The organism is Rossellomorea aquimaris (genome assembly GCF_008180865.1).
Taxonomy (GTDB): domain Bacteria; phylum Bacillota; class Bacilli; order Bacillales; family Bacillaceae_B; genus Rossellomorea; species Rossellomorea yichunensis.
This window is the reverse complement of record NZ_VTEX01000001.1, coordinates 88,960-110,513: the sequence shown is the minus strand read 5'-3', so window position 1 is coordinate 110,513 and position 21,554 is coordinate 88,960. Positions and strand designations below refer to the sequence as shown.

Here is a 21,554-nt window from a genome sequence, read left to right as displayed (position 1 = left end):
AATCTCCTTTAATATTACTTGGCAATATATCGGTCCAGTCTTGTCTCGATCCGCCCTTGAATGATGGATAGAATAAAGCAAATAATCCAGTAGAGCAAGGCAGCTTCCATGTACATGAGCAGGAACTCATAGTTTGTTGCAGCGATTTCCTGTGCTTTTCTGAACATTTCCGTTACGAGAATTAATGAAGCTAGAGAGGTATCCTTCACCAAACTAATGAAAGAGTTCGATAATGGTGGGATGGATACCCTGGTTGCCTGGGGCAGGATGATTCTCTTTAGTGCCTGCGAATACGTCATACCAATTGAATAGCCCGCTTCCCATTGGCCTATAGGAATCGATTGAATCGCTGCACGGACGATTTCAGAGGAGTAGGCACCTTTATTTAATGAGAAAGCAATGATGGCAGACGGGAACGGATCAAACTTTATTCCAAGTGTCGGTAAGCCGTAGAAAATAATGAACAATTGAACGAGTAAAGGTGTTCCCCTGATGGCAGATACATAGAATCGTGCAATTCCTCTTAGAATCGATACATTGGACAATCGGGCAAGGGCTGTAAGGACGGCCAGGATCATTCCTAAAGCAAAAGAAATCAGCGTCAGAGGGATAGAATAGTACAAAGCTCCCTCTAGCATTGGAAGCAGGGAGCTTTGTAAAATATCAATCATCGCTTCAGGATCCTGGTAGATACTACTTAGGAGATACATCTTCTCCGAACCATTTCTCAGAAATCTCTTTGTACGTACCGTCTTCCTTCATTTCCTCTAACGCTTTGTTTACTTCTTCCACTAACTTGTCATTACCTTTACGGAACATGAGACCACTTTGACCGGCATCTCCAGCTTCAGCTGCAATTTTGACATTGGCATTCGGCTGTTTCTTTAAATAATCCAGAATAGAGATTTTATCGTTCACTGTTACGTCCACTCTGCCTTGCTCAAGGAGTTGTATGGATTGTGATAGTCCCTCTACACCCTGGATTTCTGCACCATTTTTTTCAGCGATGTCGCGGTAGTTACTTGTCAGAGATTGAGCAGAAGTCAATCCCTTGATGTCTTCAAATGATGTTACATCCTTATTGTCTTTCGATACAACCACTACTGCACTTGATTCAATATACGGTGTTGAGAAATCATATTTCTCCTGGCGATCTTCACGAATTCCCACTTGGTTCGCGATTACGTCAAAACGCTTAGAATTCAAACCTTCAAACATGGCATCCCATTGAGTCTCTTGGAATTTAGCTTCAACGCCAAGGCGCTTTGCTACTTCACGGGCAATCTCTACGTCAAACCCAGTCAGTTCCCCTGATTCGTCATGGAATGTAAAAGGAGGATATGTACCTTCTGTTCCAACCAGTAATTCTCCTTCTTCCATCACTTGATCGTAAAGTGATGTTTCAGAACCTTCTTTAGAATCACCACTGGATTCTTCTTTATCATTAGATTGACCACACGCAGCTAATACCATGGATAAAGCAATTAGCATGATGATGGATAATTTCCATTTTTTCATTGTAAAACCCCCACTATTCTTATCGGATTTAAAACTATTACGAATGTCATCATAAAACGATATTAGGAATAAGTCAATACATAAGTTTTCAATTCGAGACTTTAACATTCTTCACACTTATTAGTATGTATTCTGATATGCTCAATCATGTAAAGAATAACGATTTTGCGATAAACTATTTATTAATGGGAAACGGGAGGTCATAATGATGAAAATCGCTTTATTTGGAAGTACGGGGCGTGTCGGTTCTGTTGTTTTTCAACAAGCAAACTCTACACATGAAGTGAATCGTTTGGTTCGAAAAAAAATGGATAGACAAGCCTCTGGCATGGATATTGCTGGTAATGTATTGAATGAAGAGGATGTAATGAAAACCATCGAGGGTTGCGATGCGGTGATCAGCTGCTTGAATACGGATAAGAATGAAGTACTCTCAAGAAGCATGCCCATTCTCTTAAAAGCAATGAGATATCATGGTGTAAAACGAATCATTACCTGTGGTACAGCAGGGATCCTACAAGCACGCAAGAAGTCCAGTCTGTATCGATTCCAGGCAAATGAATCAAAACGTAGAAGCACGACTGCTGCAGAGGACCATTTAAGAGCCTATTTAATCTTAAAAGCTTCAGAAATGGATTGGACGATTGTTTGTCCTACCTATTTACCTGATGGAGAGCGCCTTGGGGAATACCGGACAGAAGTTGATGTCCTTCCTGAAGAAGGAATAAGCATCTCCATGTTTGACACGGGGGATTTTATCTACCAACAGCTGGAGGATGATCGTTACATCAAAACTCGCGTGGGGATTTGTTACTAAAATTAGGGTGGATCCTACTTTACGCCTCATATGAAAAATTCAAGAATATTTCCATCCATAAATCCGTTTGTAATTAGAGGATAGCATGCCCGCTATCCTCTTCCTATTTTCTACTGAAACTTTATCTTTAGCCCCGTTTCCCTCCGGATGACCTACTCATGTCATTTCATCTATCCATTCATTCTATGTAATACATTTTTTCATCCACACATTTTCACTATACCAATACAAAAGGGCTGCCCATATTCACTTAATATAGGGGAATAGCTGAAGCTTGTCCCACCAATCCACATAAGATGTTTTTGTAAGGTTCGAATTTTACCTGACTTCCATTTAGAAAGGGGGTGAGGGAATGATTGTAACAGCACTGGTTGTGCTATTACTCGCACTCGCTCTTGTTGTGGCTATTCTATTAGGGCAGGAAGCTCTTGCTGATGTCCTGTATAGCTGCATCGGTGAAGTTATTAGTGCAGGAAGGGCTTAATGGTCTCCTGTAATTCAACATTGAATCCTTACTCACTCCCCGTCAGACCGGTCTGACGGGGAGTACAAATATTAATAGAAAGGTTTTGAGTATAAGATGTCAGTGAATGATGATTTAAAAAAACAATTGGAAAATTTGGATATAAGCGGCATCATGAACCTTGCTGAGACGATGGTGAATGAAAAAGAGCTGAAACAAACGAAGGGAAATACAAATGAAATTGAAGGGAATAAGCTGATACAGGAGGAAACTCTTTCTTCCCTGAACAAATCATTAAAAAATCTGGTCAACCCCACTTCCCTATCTTTCCTTTCAAACATAGGCAAGCTTTCCGATGTACATCAATCCAGCATTGGAACATCAAGCCTATTAAAATCAATCGGTTCCCTGGAAAATGAACTTGTAAATACTCAACAGAAATTAGATGAGCTAAAAAAACAGAACACAAAAATCCTCCGTCTTTTAAAGGCTAATACAGAATAATTTACAGGGAAAAATTGATACCATGAATATGTATAAAACAAAAAACCTCCTATTATGGTAACCAGTTCTTTGCAGCTCTGGTCATACCAAATAATAAGGTGGTTTTTTGTTTTCTATACAACCGGAAGTATTTCTAGTTGTAACTCAGTTTTTCAGTTCCAGGTTATTGAAAGATCGTCGAAATGATTTCGTCTGTTGTCATTCCGCTCTCGACCTCGAAAGTACCCGGACGCAAATCATTTTCAAGACCTCGCTTTTCAACTTCTTTGTAGAAGTCGAGGCCGTCTTTGATGATGTTTGCGTTTTCCAAGGCATTTCCAACATCAATACTTGTCATACCGGTAGAAACAGTCAATATGGCCTTGTAAACGACCTTATCGTCCGTTTTTTCCTCTTTCTTATCTTCCACTTTCTCTTCCTGTTTCTCGGTCATGGCTGAAAGCTGCTTATTCCACTCTGCTTCTGTATGTATGACAAAGCCGTTTGAAGTCAGCTGTTTCACCATTTCCTCCTCTGAGAGCTTCTCCGTTTTAACGGTTTCCACTTTCTCTGTACTCTTGGCTTCAGATGGACCAAACATATAAACGGCACCGATTGACGTCGTTGCGATTAAGAGACCCGCAGCAAAACTGCGCAATGAATTAGGCGTCACTCTCATTGTGCTACTAAGCTCCTTTCAGTCTTCCTTGTCTTGTAAGGAGCAAGCATGCGCTCTACTTCATTCGGTGTGAGCTGTTTTTTGGATGCAATGCTTTCAATGGAATACCCTCTTTTATGTAAGTCAAGCATTTCACGCAGTATAAACCGTTCTTCCGATTCCGCTGGCGCTGCCCCGGACTGTTGTGCTGTAATTTCAGCATCTAATTGAATATTTCTTAACTGCTTCTCCAGTTCATGTACTTCATTCAATACTGAAATTGAAACATGCTCTATTTGTTGCTCAAGCTGTGAGTTGGTTTGTGTCGTTTTAATAAACGATAAAATGAGCAGCACGACTGCTGTCCCAAATAAAATGGCGATTGCCCACCCCATCATAGGATCCTCCCTTTATGAAACTTTTTTATCAATTAAATTATACATTGATAATGAGAGAATTTCGATTTAAAACGACAAAATCCCACAAAAGTCCTGTTTTCTTAGCAGAATATTGTATTTTTTATTTCACCTCGGGAGTTCTAACCTCTTGTCTCGCCCATCCAAGCTTCCTTTAGATGCGTTTTCAAGATACTCTCCAGAAAATGAAAGAGCACCCGACTAAATTAGTCAGATGCTCCTCCTTCCTATCCTGCCATTTCACCTTTCGATCCTTGTTGAAGCTGATACATTTGATAATAGCGACCCTTCCGCTTCATCAGATCATCATGATTGCCCCTCTCTACGATTTCTCCCCGATCTAATACAATTATTTGATCGGCATTCTTAATCGTAGAGAGTCGATGAGCGATGATGAAGGTCGTTCTTCCCTTTTTCAAGACTTCCATCGCTTCCTGAATGACGGCCTCAGTCTCTGTGTCAATACTCGAAGTCGCTTCATCCAAAATCAGGATTGCTGGATTAAAGGCCAGTGCCCTTGCAAAGGAAATCAGTTGACGCTGCCCTGAAGAAAGGGTGCTCCCTTTCTCGATCACCGGTTCATCATAGCCGTTCTCAAGGTTTTTGAACACTTTTTCAGCACCGACTGCTTTCAGTGCCGCTTCCACCTGTTCTCTTGAAATTCTGGGGTCATCCAAGCTTACATTGGATGCGATGGTTCCGGTAAACAAGTAAGGGTCCTGTAAGACGATCCCCATATGCTCACGAATCGTTTGATAGGGAATATCTACAATGTCTTTGCCGTCAATCAGGATCTTCCCTTCATCACTATCGTAAAAACGGAACAATAGATTCATGATCGAGCTTTTCCCTGAACCCGTGTGCCCCACCAGGGCAACGGTCTCTCCTTTACTTGCGGTAAACGAGATGTCCTTCAGAATATATTCATTTTCCTTGTATCCAAAGAATACATGTTCAAAGCTGACATTTCCGTCATACCTGCTCATTTTCTCATCTTCAACCGATGTTCCGGTTTCTTCTAACAGGCGGAAAACCCGTTCCCCTGCCACTAGTGCCTGCTCAAGGTTTGCCAGCTGATTGACGATTCCTGTCACAGGCTGGAACAACCGGTTGATGTAATCAACGAAGGCATATAGCACGCCCAAAGTGACAACAGATCCAACTCCCATTGAAGCGCCTCCAAAGTACCATATGAATGCCACAAAGGTGATGTTTCTCAGTACCCCGACCAGGTTGTGTGATGTCATCGAATTCAAGCTCAAGAGCTTATTTTGATACTTGAAATGTGTTTCGTTCAACTCTTCGAATTCTTCGTTCGTTTTCTTTTCTCTGCTGAAAGCCTGAATGATGTTCATGCCCTGGATCGACTCATTAATCATGGCATTGATATCACTCACTTTCGACCTGATGATATGGTTGTATTTAGACGCATAGATACGATACAGGTACGTCCATACAACCAGGATCGGAATCAGGATCAAGCAAATGGCTGCTAATTTTGCATCAAGTATAAAGAGTGCGATGTATATTCCAATAATGTAAATCGTACTGGAGAAGAAAGTTGATAAGACTGTTACATATAAATCCCGGATCGCTTCGGTATCGTTTGTGATCCTTGCTACGACCTTCCCTGCCGGCAGATTATCAAAATAGCGGATCGGCAGTTTCTGGATATGCTGGAACACATCATTACGCATCTTCTGAATGACCCGGTTTGCTGCTTTCTGTAGATAGTAGCGCTGACCGTATTGGAAAAAGGCAGCGACTACAAGCAGCCCAAAATAAAAGGCGATCAATTTAATGATTTTCGGGATTTCAGGATTATAAAAACGCAGCAGCTCATCTCCGGTCAACTTCTCGGCGGGATAAGTTGCCGACTCATCCCCTTTCGTAATCGTCATTTCACCTGACTTGACAGACCTTTCTCCGTCGAAGGTGACGGTGGAAGGAACGAAATAAAACTCTCTCCCGACCTGTAAGATACGGATATCATCTTTTCTCGTCTCACCTTCTGAAAAATATTGATCACGTTTATACCATTTTCCCTTATAGGATACAGCTTCTTTCCCTTCTATCGTTTCATACCAGGTGGATTCAATTCCAAGAATATGATCATCGATCAGTTTCTTCGCAATAAATGGGCCTGCAAGTTCTGCTGCTACTGACACACTAAGCATCAAGAGAGCAGCAATGATGATTTTTTTGTAAATAAGGGCATATTCGGTTAGTCTTCTTCCGACGTTCATGCGCTCACCTCCTCGCGTGAGGAATCCTCAACTTGTTGGCGGTCGAATTGTTCTTTATACCAACCACCGTTTTCAAGGAGTCGTTCATGTACCCCTTCTTCTACCACTTTCCCATCTTCAAATACGATAATCCAGTCTGCATGCTGAACTGCGGAGAGACGATGAGTCGTAATAATCGTTGTTTTTCCTTCACGTTCTTTTCGTATATTGTCAATGATCTTCGCTTCAGTTTTCGCATCAACAGCCGATAGCGAGTCATCCAGAATCAAGATTTCCGGATTTTTGATCAGTGCCCGGGCAATCGAAATCCGCTGCTTCTGGCCACCTGAAAGAGCCACACCCTTTTCTCCTACAAGAGTGGTCAATCCGTCCGGAAGCATTTCAAGATCTTTTTTGAAATCAGCCAGTTCAATGGCTTGTTCCAGGTCTTGCTCAGTCGCATCATGTCTGCCGAACAGAATGTTTTCTCTAACGGTCCTTGAGAAAAGGACATGATCCTGGGGCACGTAACCGATCCAATCCCTAACCTGCTGGATGGTCAATTCACTGATCGGGACCCCTCCTATGGATAAATCCCCTTTTCCGGCAGGGTATTCACGAAGGAGCTGCTTGATAAAGGTCGTTTTCCCGCTTCCTGTCTTCCCTACGATCCCAAGAGTGCCTCCCCGGTGGATATGAAGATTGATATTGGACAGATTCAACACTTGTGAAGTCGGATATTGAAAGTCCACATCCTTAAATCCGATTTGATCAGGAGAATCTATCCGTTGAGGATTCTCAGAATCCTGGACGTCCTGCACATAATCAAGGGTCTCTTGAACCCGGTCAAGTGATGCATTCCCGCGCTGCATGATATTGATCAACTCCCCGATGGCAAACATCGGCCAAATCAGCATCCCGAGGTACACGTTAAAGGAAACAAGCTCTCCCAATGTGATCGATTGATGAAACACAAGATATGCTCCATAACCAAGTCCGATTAAATAGCTCAACCCGACAAGTACTTTGATTGTTGGTTCAAAGAGAGAATCAATTTTTGCCACACCAATATTCTTGTTATAGACGTCTTCAGTCATATCAGCGAAACGCTTCTCATCCGCTCTCTCCTGTACATATGCACGAATGACACGGACCCCCGCAATCGATTCAAGCACTTTATCATTCAAGTCACCGAATGAATCCTGGGCTTCCGTGAATCGCTTATGAATTCTCGCACCGTACACCTTCATCAACATAGCCATGATCGGAAGCGGCAATATTGCTGCGATCGTCAGTTTCCAGCTGATTAGAAATCCCATTGTAAAAAGGATCGTTAACATAAAGACACTGGAATCGATTAGTGTCAATACTCCGAAACCGGCTGTAACCGAGATTGCCTTCAAATCATTCGTTGCCCTTGCCATTAAATCTCCCGTACGATTCTTTTCAAAAAAAGTCGGAGTCATCTTTAATAAATGTCCCATAAATTTACCGCGAAGCTTACGTTCAACGAGAAACGCTCCGCCAAATAATTGATACATCCACACATACGTCATTGCGTACGAAATGAGTGCGATTCCGGCGATCAGCCACAGATATTTCCCTACGACTTCCCATGTCATCGCACCTAGGTGCATGTCATCAATGGCATTCCCTACAAGCTTTGGAGGAATCACATCAAGGATTCCGACAATCGTCAATAGAACGATTGCCACCGTATATCTCTTCCAATTTTCAATAAAAAACCACGATAATTTCTTAAAAATACTAAACATTCCACATTACCTCCTCTTGTTGACTTTCTTCACTATCCGCCTTCTGTCTCCACAGCAGACATCATTTTCTTCATTTGAATGAGTAACATAATCTTTTCCTCCTTATGAAATTAGGTTTTTATATGTGATCAAGGATGATCCTTGGTACACTTAAACGATAAAAAAGACAGACGCCTAAGGCTTTTATCACAAGATCCGATAGGTATTCGTTCAGAATCCCTATAGATCTGTTGCGCCTTAAAGACGTCCGTCTTTATTTTTGGACATAGAAAGGCACAGATTATATGCATAACCTGTGCCTTTAATATTCGTATGACAGAATGATTAAGGAGTTACTGGTTATGTGATGATATGAAATTGGCTGCCGGTACTCCTTGAATTGTATACACTTTCATCATCACAAACCCTCCATTCATTTTTATTATTTATTCCATTAATAACCATACTACACGCCGTGAATTGTGTCAATATTATTTTTATTGATAATTTTCTATATACTATATGTTTTTTCACAATATAAGTGAACCACCATAGCAGAATTATTCCACAACGACAGCCGTTCCGTAAGCAATAATTTCAGAAGCGTTTTGCATGACGGCCGAGGTTTCTAAACGAACGGCAATAACCGCATTTGCACCTTTTTGAGAAGCTTCTTCCATCATACGATCAATCGCTTGTTTTCTTGCTTCCTCCATCAACTCACTGTATTCACTTATTTCTCCGCCAATAATGGTTTTAAGACCGGCAATGATATCTTTGCCAATATGCTTTGCTTGGACGGTGCTTCCCCTTACAAATCCTTTTAATTCTTTTACATCCTTACCCGGTACATAATCGGTTGTCACTATAATCATGATTTCCTCTCCCCTGCATTGAATTTTCTCCAGATCTTCTTTGTAAATATGAAATAAAAGATGAGTGGAAATGGACACTGAATCAATCCCCATATCCCCCAGAACCAATAGTTATGTCCGTTCTTACGTGCATCGAGAAACAGGTAAATGCTTTGAGTCAGAAGGATCGGAATGACAAGGGGTAAGATATAGAGCTCTTCTTTTGTCATATCCTTTTCACCTTTTTCGTATATGTTATGCCAGTAAAAATCGAGGCTCCCACAAAGATAATAACTTGAAGGAGAAGAAATAGAATTGGCATTTGAAATAATGTAAGGGAAAACACAGTCAAGATACAACAGGCCAAAAGAAAAAAGATGGTGAGATCCCGTTTAAACCTGGATTTAATCTCCTCTTGCTGATCCTCTACTAATTGCTCAAACCACTGCAGGGACGGTGTACTTTCGTCAATGTCCTCATCAATTGACTGGAATCCGTTCTCCAGTAATTCCTTTAATTCGTCATTATGTTCCTGATGGTTGTTCATCTAGTTTCAACTCCTTCCTCAGCCGAATGATCCCATGATGAACCCGTGATTTCACTGTCCCAGGTGGCACTTCTGTCATGTGTCCAATCTCTTCATAGGAATATCCGTAATAATGTTTCAGAATGATAGGGAGCCTGATATCCTCTGATAGAGTGGACAAGGCCGCCAGCACATCATTCCATTCTTCATTCCTTGACTCCATCTCCCATTTTAATTTTCTAAAGTTCTCTTCCTGCCAATTCTGTTCCCTTTTCTTTTTTCGTTGAAGATCAATATAACGATTGGTTGCGATGGAAATCAGCCAAGATGAGAATTTTGATTTCCCATTGTACTGATGAATCTTCTCTACACATTTTGCCATTGTGTCCTGTGCAAGCTCCTCTGCCTGATCCCGATTCATTGTCACTTTCATTAAGTACTTTACTAGAAAAGGATAATGTTCTTTAAAAAGGATAGCAAAGGCTTCGTGATTCCCTTTTTTCGCCCCTTTGATCAGATCTCTCTCTTTCATCCTTTACTGTCCTTTCTTTTCGCCCCAGCCGGCGAGTTCATTCATAAGACGCACAAGAAGAAAAATCGTTCATAAAATCATTATAGTTTTTTTGAAATGAAAATATCCCTCTATGAATTGCTCTTTCCAATTCATAGAGAGATTTCACTTAGCCATTCAGAGCAGCAGGCTGAGCTTCACTTTCCTCCTTTACATATTTAGGAAGAATGATGGTGTAGAAGATACCTACTATGATTAGACATCCTCCAACGAGCCAGTAGAGCATTTCAACGGTTACTACAGTCGGGAATGTCAAAGCAATCACTCCCAGGGTAATGGATTGTGACAGCATCATAAGAGGATTGATCCACCCTTGCACTCTTCCCATCATTTTCGGATCAATGATGCTTGGCATCCATCCCCCGATTGCAATATTCACAAGTGGTAACCCCAGTGCAGCGAAGAAGATGATCGTGAGGAAGATCCAAGTCGCAGGAGCAAAAGATGCTGCGATGATAAACGTTCCGGAAATAACCAGCCCCGCAACGATCAACACATGAAACTTGAACTTCTGAGCAAGCATTGAAGAGCAGATACTGCCAATCAATACACCGGCACCGAAGGCGACACCTAATAAAATCGAATATTCTTCATAAGACTCTGGAGCCAATTTATATTTCAATATAAAAATGGGAATGACCGAGAATCCGCCGTTCACAATTCCAAATACGACAAAACCTCCAATTAAGGATAATAGCAGCTTGTGATTCAGTATATAGTTCATTCCGGCTGTAAAATCTTTTGTCACAGACTGAATGTTCAAGTCTTTCAACGTATGGTTGCCGTTTGGAAGACGAACTTCTTCAGGAATGATACATTTCCTGATTAAGATGGCAGAAATAACGAATGTAACAAAATCGACTGCAATTGCACCAAAGATCCCGGCAGTCCAATATACAAAGATGGCCACAGCATTTCCAAGTAACATAAACAAGCTCATCACCATTTGATTCAAGCCGGCGGCCGTTGAATAATCATCTTTTGAAAGCACTCCTTGGAGTATCCCCTGTTCAGCAGGAAAGAAGAACTTCTGTACACCGCTTCGCAGAAACAAAATCGTAAATATGAGGGGAAGCCAGCCAATAAAGATGGCCCCAAATAATAAAAGTGTAAGGAGCGCACTGATCGTATCACAGTGGTAGGCAATTTTTTGCCGGTCCATTCTGTCCGCGAATACCCCCACCAGGAAGAATACGAGAAGTGTAGGAAGTGAGTACATCATTTCCGTTAGCGACGCAAACATGGGCTGTTCTGAAAACCGGTCAAGAAGATAAAACATAAAAGCTGTCAAACCAATCACACTACCCATATGCGAAGTGAAATTAGCAAAGAATAACTTTAGAAAAATTGGATTCTTAAAGATTTCAATCATTTTTTTCATGAATAACCGTCCCCCATCAATGATTAACTATCTTTATAATATAGGGAACAACCGAAGAACATGAGGGTCTATTGGTGGTTTTTTCCTCCGTCTGTGGTCGGATAGGTATCGAGAGTCAATCTCTCCTCGTTAGCAAAAAATCAGGAAATTCGGTATCGCCGATATAATTAGAATTTCGGTTAATACGAAAATTTCGCCGTTATCCGCTCAAAACATCTTTATCCCTTACCGTTGCAATAAAAATAGCCCAAAGCCACAAGGCTCCAAGCTATTTCAAAACCAAACAATCATTCAAACGTTCCCTTCACTATCGCTTCCCCGTTCTCTACCATCAACTTACCTTTGGCAAACACCGTGTTCACTTCAAGCGTATCCTTTTCCAACAACACCAGATCTGCGTCCATTTCGACTTCAACACGACCTTTTTGCTTTAATTTAAGGATTTTGGCAGGATTTGATGTTATAACTTTAATGGCTGTTTCTAACGGGATGCCTTCTTCCAGAACTGCGTCCTTTACCTCCTTGTAAAGACTCGACACCTGACCAATCTGTAATCCAATCAGCTCGCCGTCCCTATCAAAATTAGGCAGGCTTGCTTGTCCATCCGATGTGTATGTGATTTGTTCTACCGGTACACCTGCATCGAGCATGCGTTTTAGCGCTTTACTGCATTTCACTTCGCCATCTTCGAGAAATTGAGGAATGGTACTGGTCGTAAAGTCTACATAACCACCCCTTTGAGCGTATTGAATCCCGGCTTCAAACAGATGGGCATTTCGATTGATATGGGTTGGATAGAATTGTTTAATCGGAATATCCGTTGTGTCGACTATTTCCTCTAGAAGCTTTAAATGGTCATGACTATCTCCTACATGAACATTGACAATTCCCGATTTACCTGAAAGCATGCCGCCAATTCGGGCAGCAGAAGCAATTTTCGTCAATTCGTTTACTGTGGGTTGAGATGAGCGATGGTCAGCAATCGCCACTTCACCTACTCCGATGATGCGGTCTACTAAAATAATATCGTCTTCAATTTTTCCGGTTAGCGTCTTCAATGGTACTTGATAAGAACCGGTTTGCGCGTAGCAGGTGATCCCCTCTTCTTCAAGACCCCTTGCTTTCGCTACAAGGCTCGCCATCGTTCTCGTCGTTCCATCTGTTCCAATCACACCAACAAGAGTCGTGATACCGGCAAGCGTAGCCTGAGTCAGTTGAATTTCCGGCGTTCTCGTACGAAAGCTTCCTTCGCCGCCTCCGCCCATTATATGTACGTGAGAGTCTATAAAGCCAGGTACTACAAATTTACCCGTTGCATCCACAATCTTTATATCAACAAATTGATGAGGAGGTTCAATCTTTTCTTCAATAAAACCTAATTTATTATCTACTATTAATATATCCTTTTTCCCTATATATTCTGGAGCATAAATTTCTCCGTTTTGAATTAATGTCAGCATGCTGTTTGCTCCCTTCTCTTCTTTTTCATATAACCGTGCCGAACCTTACAACAAGGTTCGGCACTATTATTCCAATCAGAATCCGATGAGTGTTGCCGTTATCACAAAGATCGATGACAGAACGAATAGAATGAGCATGAATTTAATAATGAATTTAGCCCATATTCCCCAATCGACACGGGCTGCTCCAAGCGTACCAAGTAAGGCAGCAGAGGTCGGAACAAGAATATTGGTTAATCCATCTCCTAATTGGAAGGCCAGGACCGCTACTTGACGAGAGACACCGGCAATATCTGCAAGTGGAGCCATCAAAGGCATTGTTAAAGCGGCTTGACCGGAACCAGATACGACAAAGAAATTGAATACAGACTGGAATACATACATACACCAGGCAGAAATGGCTTCAGGGAAATCCCCGACCACTTGCCCTGCTCCATATAACATCGTATTTAATACAGATGGGGCGTCAGGTGAATCTCCCCCAAGTATAATGACGATTCCTTTTGCCATACCTACAACTAAGGCAGCCGGCAATAAATCTTTCGCTCCGTCGATGAAACCATCTGCTATATCATCCCATGACATTCCATTCAATTTAAACAGAACGCCAATGATTCCTGCTACTAATCCAATCGTAAAGAATTGGCTCGCAATTTCCGGAATATAGTAAGCGTGTTCCACTACTCCCCAAATGATCCAGGCAATACCAACTGCAACCGTTAATATGACAAGTGAATGACCCAAAGTAAATTTGGTATTTAGGTCTCGTACTCTGCCTTCTTTGCGGAAGTATTCATCAGAAGCGTAAGAAAGACTTCGTTTAGGTTCCTTCCGAATCGCTTGAGCATATCTCCATGTGTAAATGATCCCCACAAGTGTAAAGACAATCCACATAATAATACGGAAACCTGCTCCCGAAAGAACCGGTACACCTGAAACACCTTGTGCGATAGCCACTCCGAATGGATTCATCCATGAAGTGGCGAAACCGATTTGAGTCGCCACGTATGTGATCATGATTCCAGTGATGGCATCATACCCAATCGCAATCATGATTGGAACGAGAATCATGGCAAAGGCAATGGCCTCTTCCCCCATTCCGAACACGGCTCCCCCTAATGAGAACAAGAAGAACATAATCGGGATGATGAGAGATTCCTTTCCTTTCGTCCTCTCAATAACCTTCAGGATCCCTTCTTCAATGGCCCTGGTCTTCATGATGATACCAAACGCTCCACCAATAATTAAGATAAAGGCTACTACACCTACAGCGGACCCCCATTTATCCCCTGATACGAGACCTTCAAATACATAATTAAGGAATCCAATTCCGCCTCCCGGCTCGAAAAGACCGGTTCCTTCTCTAATTAGGTTTCCATCATCATCCTTTAAATAACTAAAGGAATCAGGATTTAATACCGTTTTGGTTTGTTCTTCTCCATCCTGCATGAACGTGATTTCTTCTGTTGTGAATTGCCCCTTTGGTACGACATACGTTAAAATTGCGGCTGCCAGTACAACGAAAAACACAATAATGAATGTATGCGGCACCTTCCAGGCCTTTTGTTCTTTCTCCATTTCTTTCCCCCCGTTTGACAATTATGATTTTCTTCACATATGTACATGCAAGTTCCGTGCCACTCTATAATTATCTGAAAATACAAACTTCACGAGCACTGATGGTTATTATCGGTTAAAATATACTTAACCATTAAACCATTTATCAACCATTAAACCATAAGGGGGAGACGTATGAAACGTGAATTAATTCTATTAGCTGGAACAAAGGAAACAGAAAGAGCTCTTAAGGAACAATTACAATCCGTTTTCGGAGAACTGATCGATATTAAGAGTTATGCTTGTGATGAAGGAATTCCTATGTATTTCACCAATAAATTGATTGTTTATTCTTCTGCGCTGATTGCACCAGAAGTGAAGGAATATATCGATTTCGGTTCATGCACTATCATTAAAGCACGTCGTACCGTCAATTACGAACACATAGATCGTATTTTTGAATTACCTCCTGGAAAAAAGATACTTTATGTGAATGATTTCATTGAAACAGCCAAAGAAGCAGTCTCTAACTTGAAACGATTAGGGATAGATCATGTCGATTACATTCCATACTCCCCAACTGGAGACTACCCTAGGCAAATTGACATTGCCATTTCACCAGGAGAAACAGCAAGTATCCCACCTTCCGTTCCCAACAAGATTGATATCGGTGTACGTCTGATCGATTTGAATACCATTATGAAAATCATCTACCACTTTCAATTGTCAGAGCAGTTAACCTTCGATATCACCGATCGCTATACGAGAAAGATCATCGAGCTCAGTCAAAAACTGGGAGCTATCAATCGACGTGCGAAAACGTTAAATAAATTTTTAAATAAAGTAGTGGATGGTGTAAATGATGGGATCCTTGCCTTTCAGGAAGACGGAGAAATTACCGTTTTCAATGAAGTCCTTGAACGAATGGTCGGGATTACATCTAACCATGCGAAAGGAAAAAAATTAAACAGGGTGTTCAAGAATATCGAGCTCAATCACTTTTTGACGTCTCAACACGATGAAGATCAACAATATTTCACACTCCGTCAGCAGAATGTGATGGTCTATCGTTTCCGTTTGAAGGCAGAAGGAGTCATCGTTGCAACGTTTAAAGACATGGAAGAGACCATTGAGATGGAAAAGGTCCGTAAACGGGAGCTTCAGCGAATAGGATATATTGCGAAATATACATTTGATAGCATACTGGGTAAAAGCGCAATCATTAATGAAACAAAATTGATAGCCAAAAAGCTCGCTCAAAGTGAGCTTCCGGTTCTAATCTATGGGGAAACAGGCACAGGAAAAGAGCTTTTTTCAAGCGCAATGCACAATGATTCGTCCCGAAAAAACAGTCCGTATCTTGCTGTAAACTGCAGCGCATTGCCTGAAGATTTATTAGAAAGTGAATTATTCGGCTATGAGGATGGAGCCTTCACCGGTGCAAAAAAAGGAGGAAAAAAGGGATTATTTGAACAAGCAGACGGGGGTACCCTGTTTCTTGATGAGATCGGTGATATTAGCCTAAAACTTCAAGCGAGGCTCCTAAGGGTCCTTCAGGAGATGGAGATCAGACGTATTGGAGGAAATAAGAATATTCCCGTTGATGTCAGGATCATTGCTGCTACGAACAGGGACCTCCAATCCTTAATAATAGAAGGAACGTTTCGTGAGGATCTCTATCACCGTCTGAAAGTTCTATCATTGCAGCTGCCGAGCCTCCGGGATCGAAGCGAAGATATCCCCCTTCTCATCGAGAATTTCCTTCGTATGGAACATAGCAAAATCACAACAATCGACGTGGCTGTATTAGACGCATTGAAGAAAGCACCTTGGAGCGGGAATATCCGTGAACTTAAGAATACACTACTGTACATGATCACTGTTGCAGAACAAAATCGGTTAACGATTCATCAATTACCGAAAAATGATTATAATTTCATCGAAAAGGATCATACTAAAGGTACCTTTTCCCTTCCTTCTATCACAATGTCTAAAACCGGAGAATATGTAAATATCCTTACCGCTTTAGTTGAATTTTTTGAAGAAGGAAAGCGAGCCAGCAGACAAAAGATTTATTCTTCCCTGCAACGGACCTCCACTCCTCTATCCGTTCAACAAATCAGGACAAGATTAAACGAGCTCAAGGATCTTGGATATGTAATGATCCAGAGAGGGAGAGTTGGAACAGAAATCACGCCTGAAGGAGTAACCTGGTTAAATAATAATGAAGAGAAGGTTTTAACTATTCGTTGACAGGGTAACTTTATATTAACCGGTTAGAAATACAAAACATATTTCATTGATACGATAAGTCGAGGTGATTTTAATGGTACGTACAATCTTAATGGTCATTGGAGCAATTGTTGTCATTGGTTGGATTATCAGCATGCTTTAATAAAGAACATTCAAATTAAACATTATTCCTGCTATTATATGAGTTTTAATCAAAAAGAAAGAGCAGAACGGATCTTCCCCCGTTCTGCTCTTTCTTTTTGTTATTAATCGTTGGTTGAATCCGTTTAAAAATGGACATTATCCCATTCATCGATTTACTGAAAAAGATTAAAAAATTTAATATTGGGTAAATAATAGATATCCTATTGATGAGGTGATTTTGATGTATAAACATATCTTGTTAGCTTACGATGAAACCGATGGAAGCAAGAAAGCATTGGATGAAGTGCAAAAATTAATAAAAGGTTCTATAGATACACAATTAACCGTACTCCATATATCAGATGAAAAGGTAGCTAATGAAAGTCATGACAACTATACCCCTACCCACGCGTTGGCAGATACCTCACCAGGGTTTGATAACAATTATATGGGGAATTTGTCAGTTTCACCAGACAACAAAGTTCATACTCCGGAGGAAGAACGTCATGAAATTAAGACACCCTCCTCTACACATCACTTTTTGAAAAATGCAAAAGAAAAACTTTCTCCTTACGGGATTGAGGCAAACTATATTCACCTATCCGGTTCAGAAGCAAAACGCATATGTGAATATGCCAAAGAAATTCAGGCAGACCTGGTAGTAGTCGGAAGCAGCCGGAAATCCGGCATGAAAAAATGGGTGCTCGGCAGCGTCAGTGAAAAAGTCACTCAAAACTGTGAAACCAGCGTCCTCGTTGTAAAATAAGAGAAACGAATAGAGGGACGGACCTTTGATAGGTCCGTCCCTCTATTTAAATATGTATTATTTCCCCGTCAATTCATCAAAACGTTTATGGGCATTATTCTCGTCAAAGCTGCTGTATATCCGATAGTCTTCAAAGTCCAAAATTCGGAAGTGCTGACTGAAAAGGTTTTGCTGAAGTATATATTCATCATTCTTCTTTACATCTTTCCACCATACCTTCCCGCCTAGCGTTTTTTCCTTTCGATAATCAATGCCTTCCCGCGCAATGGTCTCTATGATTTCAAGGGGCTCCCCACCAAGACTAGTGGTTAAGGTTTCACTATCTTTGAACAATGCGCAGATGGCAATTACCACTGTCCAGCCTGCCATGACTCTTCCTTTTTCAATTTGAACAAGGGTTTTTTTGGATAATCCGATAATGTTCGCCATCTTATCCTGTGTATAACCTGCCTCTGTTCGTATTAGCCTTAATTTATCTGAAATGATTAGAACGATCTCTTCTTTTGTCATCGATTCACACCTTACTTCTTTTATAGTGTGATATTACACTATTTTCTTTTCCATTTTCAAGAATATTTAAATGTTTTTATCAAACCCATCGATTTTTGTATCACCATCTTTATTTTACTATACTTTAGGTAAAGAATTGACGAATTCGGCTATTAGGAGGGAAAATCATGACAAAACGCATCATTGTCCTTATTAGGGAGGACCTTCGTATTCACGATCACCCTGCTCTATATAGAGCTTCTCAAGAAGGAATGGTGATTCCTCTATATATCCTGGATGAGGAAACTTCTTACTCCTCCCATGGAGAAGCTAAGAAGTGGTGGCTGCATCAGAATTTAGAGGCCTTCCAGACGGCCCTTCAATCGATTAACGGACAACTTTGGATAGATAAAGGAAAACTAGAAGACCTTCTCCCCCAATGGGTTCAGAAAGCCAATGCACAAGGGGTTTACTGGAATAGAGTCTATGATCCAAGAGTTTATGAGCGGGATCTCGCATTAGCCCGTTCTTTATCCTCACAAGGAATAGATGTTCAAACATTCGAAGGTACACTTCTTCTTCCCCCTTGGAAAATCAAAAAAGATGACGACACTCCTTATAAAGTGTACTCAGCATTTTATAAATCTTTAAGGAAGGAGGACATCCCGAAACCTCTCCCATCTGTGAAGAAAGTAAAGGTCCCGGACCTTGATGTGGAGGGTCTATCACTAAATGATTTAAAACTCATACCAACTATCCCCTGGTTTCACATCATGGAAAGCATGTGGGATCCGGGCGAAAAAGCAGCTATTAAAAGGTATAATGCATTTGTTAAAAAAAGCATCAATGATTATTCGGAGGGAAGAGACTTCCCTGCAAATGGCCATCACTCCACCCTATCCCCTTACTTAACTCTTGGTGTCATATCGGTGAGAAGTTTGTATCATTCACTCCTTGAAAAAGAAAGTGCTCAGGTTGAACCCTTCATTAAACAATTAATTTGGAGAGACTTCTCTTACTCCGTCCTGCTTCATTTTCCTGAGTCCACCACACAACCTGTAAATGAGAAATTCAAGGAGTTCCGATGGCATAAGGAAAGGGATCATTTGGAAAAATGGAAAAAAGGAGAGACAGGCTATCCACTCGTTGATGCAGGAATGAGAGAATTATGGGCAACTGGGTTCATGCACAACCGTGTCAGAATGATCGTTGCATCGTTCCTGACCAAGCATTTACTGATTCCTTGGCAAGAAGGTACAAAATGGTTTTTGGATACACTGATTGATGCAGACCTCGCCAATAATTCAATGGGCTGGCAGTGGGTTGCAGGCTCCGGCTTTGATTCAGCCCCCTACTTCCGTATTTTCAATCCAACCCTTCAAAGTGAAAAATTCGATAAAGAAGGCACTTATATCCGGATGTGGGTTCCCGAATTAAAAGATGTTCCCAATAAACATATCCACAACCCTTCAGAAGCTTCCATGGATATTCTGGAAGATGCGGGGGTCATCCTGGGGGAAGATTACCCCTATCCAATCGTGGACCATAAAGCCGCGAGGGACCGGGCATTAGAGCGCTACCACGAGATAAAATAGATATAAAAAAATCGAGTCTATCGCCTTTACAGGTGATAGACTCGATTTAATACATGAGAAGATTACGCCTCTCCTCTTTGTTCCTTAATTGTACGTTTCTTTTCAGATTCTGATACAAACAACGCACAGGCTGCATCTCCTGAAATATTGATGGAAGTCCTTGCCATATCAAGCAGGCGGTCAATCCCCAGAATTAATCCAATTCCTTCTACAGGCAGGTTTACACTGCTTAAAACCATCGCAAGAAGGATCAATCCCACTCCAGGAACCCCTGCTGTACCGATACTGGCTAATACAGCCGTCAGTACAACCGTAATCAGTTGTTCCAATGATAAATCAACACCATATACCTGGGCGATAAAGACGGTTGCAACCCCCTGCATGATCGCAGTACCATCCATGTTGATGGTAGCTCCCAATGGTTGAACGAATGAACTTACTGATTTCGACACGCCTAAACGCTGTTGGGCGACATCCATTGAGATGGGAAGCGTCGCGTTACTGCTTGATGTACTGAATCCTACGCTCATCGCAGGACTGAAATTCTTGAAGAACCAAAGCGGATTCTTTTTTGCCAGAAGGAGGATCGTTCCACCATAGGTAACGATGGCGTGAATGATCAATGCTGCAAGAACGACGACAAAATATAGCCACATAGCCTTCAACGCACTGAAACCCTGGCTTCCTATTGCTGAAGCGATTAATCCGAATGTTCCGTATGGAGCAAATTTCATAACGAGTGTCACAAGGTACATCATTAGATCATTACCTTGTTCAACAAGCTTTAATATTCCTTTTGTCTTATCCCCTAAAGCTGTTAATCCAAATCCAATAAAGATGGCAAACGCAATGATCTGCAGCATATTTCCTTCTGTCATCGCCGTAAGTGGATTTTTGGGAATAATGTTCATGAGGGTCTCTCCTACAGGAGGAGCCTCTTCCGTTTCAAAACCTTCTGATTGTGTTTTGTCGATTCCCTCTACCAAACCGGGATCAATGACATAAGCCAGAGATAAACCAATCACGATGGCAATGCAGGTAGTCACTAAGAAGAATACAATGGTCTTCAACCCTATCCTCCCCAGCTTCTTAGGGTCACCCAGACCTGCAGATCCGAGAACGATGGATAGGAAGACAATCGGCACGACAAGCATGCTGATGAGGTTAAGGAATATCTTCCCTAACGGAGTAAAGAGATAAGGATCTAATATATCAAATATATCTTTAGCAAAAATATTAAGCAGTAATCCCACAATTGCCCCTAGTATTAAGGCAATAATAATCTTAGTTGTTAAATTAAATTTCATAGATGTACCTCCCCTATTGAATACAAAATAATTAAAAGATGTTTACCCTTAATTACTTTTAGCAAAACTATTATTTTTGAATTTTTCTATTATCTTTTCCTGAACTGCCTTCCCATCCATTTTTTTGCTGCATCTTCATTCTCCTTTTCCTATTATACTGATTTTTTTAATAATTGAAGAAGATTAAGGGTGAATTAAAACATTTTTACTACGTTTCACCTGAAACCTCACACAATATGTGGGAGTTGACTGAATCTTTATGACTACAGATTACTTTCCAATCTTTTCTTTTTTACATTTAATGATTAAATGCTACGTGATTGGGTAAATAGTAATAA

The 21,554-nt window shown here is 41.1% G+C and carries 21 protein-coding genes; 6 read left to right on the top strand and 15 right to left on the bottom strand.

From position 1 onward, the window contains the following. Nucleotides 1-14: 14 nt before the first annotated feature. Nucleotides 15-710, bottom strand: coding sequence for an amino acid ABC transporter permease (locus tag FZC88_RS00610; protein ID WP_148993291.1), 696 nt, complete (start codon nucleotides 708-710; stop codon nucleotides 15-17). Continuing rightward, nucleotides 694-1,518: an amino acid ABC transporter substrate-binding protein gene (locus tag FZC88_RS00605; protein WP_148993290.1), complete on the bottom strand. Its 825-nt coding sequence runs from the start codon at nucleotides 1,516-1,518 to the stop codon at nucleotides 694-696. Before FZC88_RS00605 ends, FZC88_RS00610 begins: the two co-directional genes overlap by 17 nt. Before the next feature lie 208 nt (nucleotides 1,519-1,726). Between FZC88_RS00605 and FZC88_RS00600 the strand changes: the two genes are divergently transcribed. From FZC88_RS00600 to FZC88_RS00595, 3 genes are all read left to right on the top strand, one after another. Next, nucleotides 1,727-2,335: an NAD(P)-dependent oxidoreductase gene (locus FZC88_RS00600; RefSeq protein WP_148994242.1), complete on the top strand. Its 609-nt coding sequence runs from the start codon at nucleotides 1,727-1,729 to the stop codon at nucleotides 2,333-2,335. 352 nt (nucleotides 2,336-2,687) lie between these two features. After that, entirely contained in the window at nucleotides 2,688-2,819 is a 132-nt protein-coding gene (locus FZC88_RS24280; protein ID WP_262371578.1) for a hypothetical protein, read from the top strand. A 96-nt stretch (nucleotides 2,820-2,915) separates the two neighbouring features. After that, nucleotides 2,916-3,302, top strand: a complete 387-nt coding sequence (locus FZC88_RS00595; RefSeq protein WP_148968317.1) for a hypothetical protein — start codon at nucleotides 2,916-2,918, stop codon at nucleotides 3,300-3,302. A gap of 163 nt (nucleotides 3,303-3,465) precedes the next feature. Here the strand turns inward: FZC88_RS00595 and FZC88_RS00590 are convergent, their stop codons facing one another. The 11 genes from FZC88_RS00590 to yfcC form a co-directional block, all read right to left on the bottom strand. Further along, nucleotides 3,466-3,960, bottom strand: coding sequence for an endolytic transglycosylase MltG (locus tag FZC88_RS00590; protein WP_262371577.1), 495 nt, complete (start codon nucleotides 3,958-3,960; stop codon nucleotides 3,466-3,468). After that, nucleotides 3,957-4,334, bottom strand: coding sequence for a hypothetical protein (locus FZC88_RS00585; RefSeq protein ID WP_148968796.1), 378 nt, complete (start codon nucleotides 4,332-4,334; stop codon nucleotides 3,957-3,959). Before FZC88_RS00585 ends, FZC88_RS00590 begins: the two co-directional genes overlap by 4 nt. 248 nt (nucleotides 4,335-4,582) lie before the next feature. After that, a complete protein-coding gene (locus tag FZC88_RS00580; RefSeq protein ID WP_148993289.1) occupies nucleotides 4,583-6,601 on the bottom strand; it encodes an ABC transporter ATP-binding protein in 2,019 nt (672 codons plus the stop codon). Then, nucleotides 6,598-8,355 (bottom strand): ABC transporter ATP-binding protein, encoded by a 1,758-nt coding sequence (locus FZC88_RS00575; RefSeq protein ID WP_148993288.1) that lies wholly within the window; start codon nucleotides 8,353-8,355, stop codon nucleotides 6,598-6,600. Before FZC88_RS00575 ends, FZC88_RS00580 begins: the two co-directional genes overlap by 4 nt. 539 nt (nucleotides 8,356-8,894) lie before the next feature. Next, on the bottom strand, nucleotides 8,895-9,209 hold the full coding sequence (locus tag FZC88_RS00570; RefSeq protein ID WP_148968314.1) for a YbjQ family protein: 315 nt from the start codon (nucleotides 9,207-9,209) through the stop codon (nucleotides 8,895-8,897). Continuing rightward, entirely contained in the window at nucleotides 9,206-9,418 is a 213-nt protein-coding gene (locus FZC88_RS00565; protein ID WP_148993287.1) for a sigmaY antisigma factor component, read from the bottom strand. The genes FZC88_RS00570 and FZC88_RS00565 overlap by 4 nt, the downstream gene beginning before the upstream one ends. After that, a complete protein-coding gene (locus FZC88_RS00560; RefSeq protein WP_148993286.1) occupies nucleotides 9,415-9,735 on the bottom strand; it encodes a YxlC family protein in 321 nt (106 codons plus the stop codon). The genes FZC88_RS00565 and FZC88_RS00560 overlap by 4 nt, the downstream gene beginning before the upstream one ends. After that, nucleotides 9,713-10,246: an RNA polymerase sigma factor SigY gene (gene sigY / locus FZC88_RS00555; RefSeq protein WP_148993285.1), complete on the bottom strand. Its 534-nt coding sequence runs from the start codon at nucleotides 10,244-10,246 to the stop codon at nucleotides 9,713-9,715. The genes FZC88_RS00560 and sigY overlap by 23 nt, the downstream gene beginning before the upstream one ends. Nucleotides 10,247-10,394: 148 nt before the next feature. Next, nucleotides 10,395-11,666, bottom strand: a complete 1,272-nt coding sequence (locus FZC88_RS00550; protein ID WP_148993284.1) for an MFS transporter — start codon at nucleotides 11,664-11,666, stop codon at nucleotides 10,395-10,397. 287 nt (nucleotides 11,667-11,953) lie between these two features. After that, nucleotides 11,954-13,126, bottom strand: coding sequence for a beta-aspartyl-peptidase (iadA, locus tag FZC88_RS00545; RefSeq protein WP_148993283.1), 1,173 nt, complete (start codon nucleotides 13,124-13,126; stop codon nucleotides 11,954-11,956). 75 nt (nucleotides 13,127-13,201) lie between these two features. Further along, nucleotides 13,202-14,704, bottom strand: a complete 1,503-nt coding sequence (gene yfcC, locus FZC88_RS00540) for a putative basic amino acid antiporter YfcC (protein ID WP_148993282.1) — start codon at nucleotides 14,702-14,704, stop codon at nucleotides 13,202-13,204. A gap of 174 nt (nucleotides 14,705-14,878) precedes the next feature. Between yfcC and FZC88_RS00535 the strand changes: the two genes are divergently transcribed. After that, nucleotides 14,879-16,936 carry a sigma-54 interaction domain-containing protein gene (locus FZC88_RS00535; protein WP_148993281.1) on the top strand — a complete coding sequence of 686 codons (2,058 nt, stop codon included), beginning with the start codon at nucleotides 14,879-14,881 and terminating at the stop codon, nucleotides 16,934-16,936. 364 nt (nucleotides 16,937-17,300) lie between these two features. Next, nucleotides 17,301-17,825, top strand: coding sequence for a universal stress protein (locus FZC88_RS00530; protein ID WP_148968306.1), 525 nt, complete (start codon nucleotides 17,301-17,303; stop codon nucleotides 17,823-17,825). 57 nt (nucleotides 17,826-17,882) lie between these two features. Here FZC88_RS00530 and FZC88_RS00525 read toward each other — a convergent pair whose 3' ends face one another. Next, nucleotides 17,883-18,335 (bottom strand): helix-turn-helix transcriptional regulator, encoded by a 453-nt coding sequence (locus tag FZC88_RS00525; RefSeq protein WP_148993280.1) that lies wholly within the window; start codon nucleotides 18,333-18,335, stop codon nucleotides 17,883-17,885. Nucleotides 18,336-18,502: 167 nt separating this feature from the next. On the opposite strand from FZC88_RS00525, the gene FZC88_RS00520 reads away from it, so the two are divergent. After that, nucleotides 18,503-19,909 carry a cryptochrome/photolyase family protein gene (locus tag FZC88_RS00520; RefSeq protein ID WP_148993279.1) on the top strand — a complete coding sequence of 469 codons (1,407 nt, stop codon included), beginning with the start codon at nucleotides 18,503-18,505 and terminating at the stop codon, nucleotides 19,907-19,909. A 62-nt stretch (nucleotides 19,910-19,971) separates the two neighbouring features. On the opposite strand, the gene FZC88_RS00515 is transcribed toward FZC88_RS00520, so the two are convergent. Further along, nucleotides 19,972-21,216, bottom strand: a complete 1,245-nt coding sequence (locus tag FZC88_RS00515) for a dicarboxylate/amino acid:cation symporter (RefSeq protein WP_148968303.1) — start codon at nucleotides 21,214-21,216, stop codon at nucleotides 19,972-19,974. Nucleotides 21,217-21,554 lie beyond the last annotated feature (338 nt).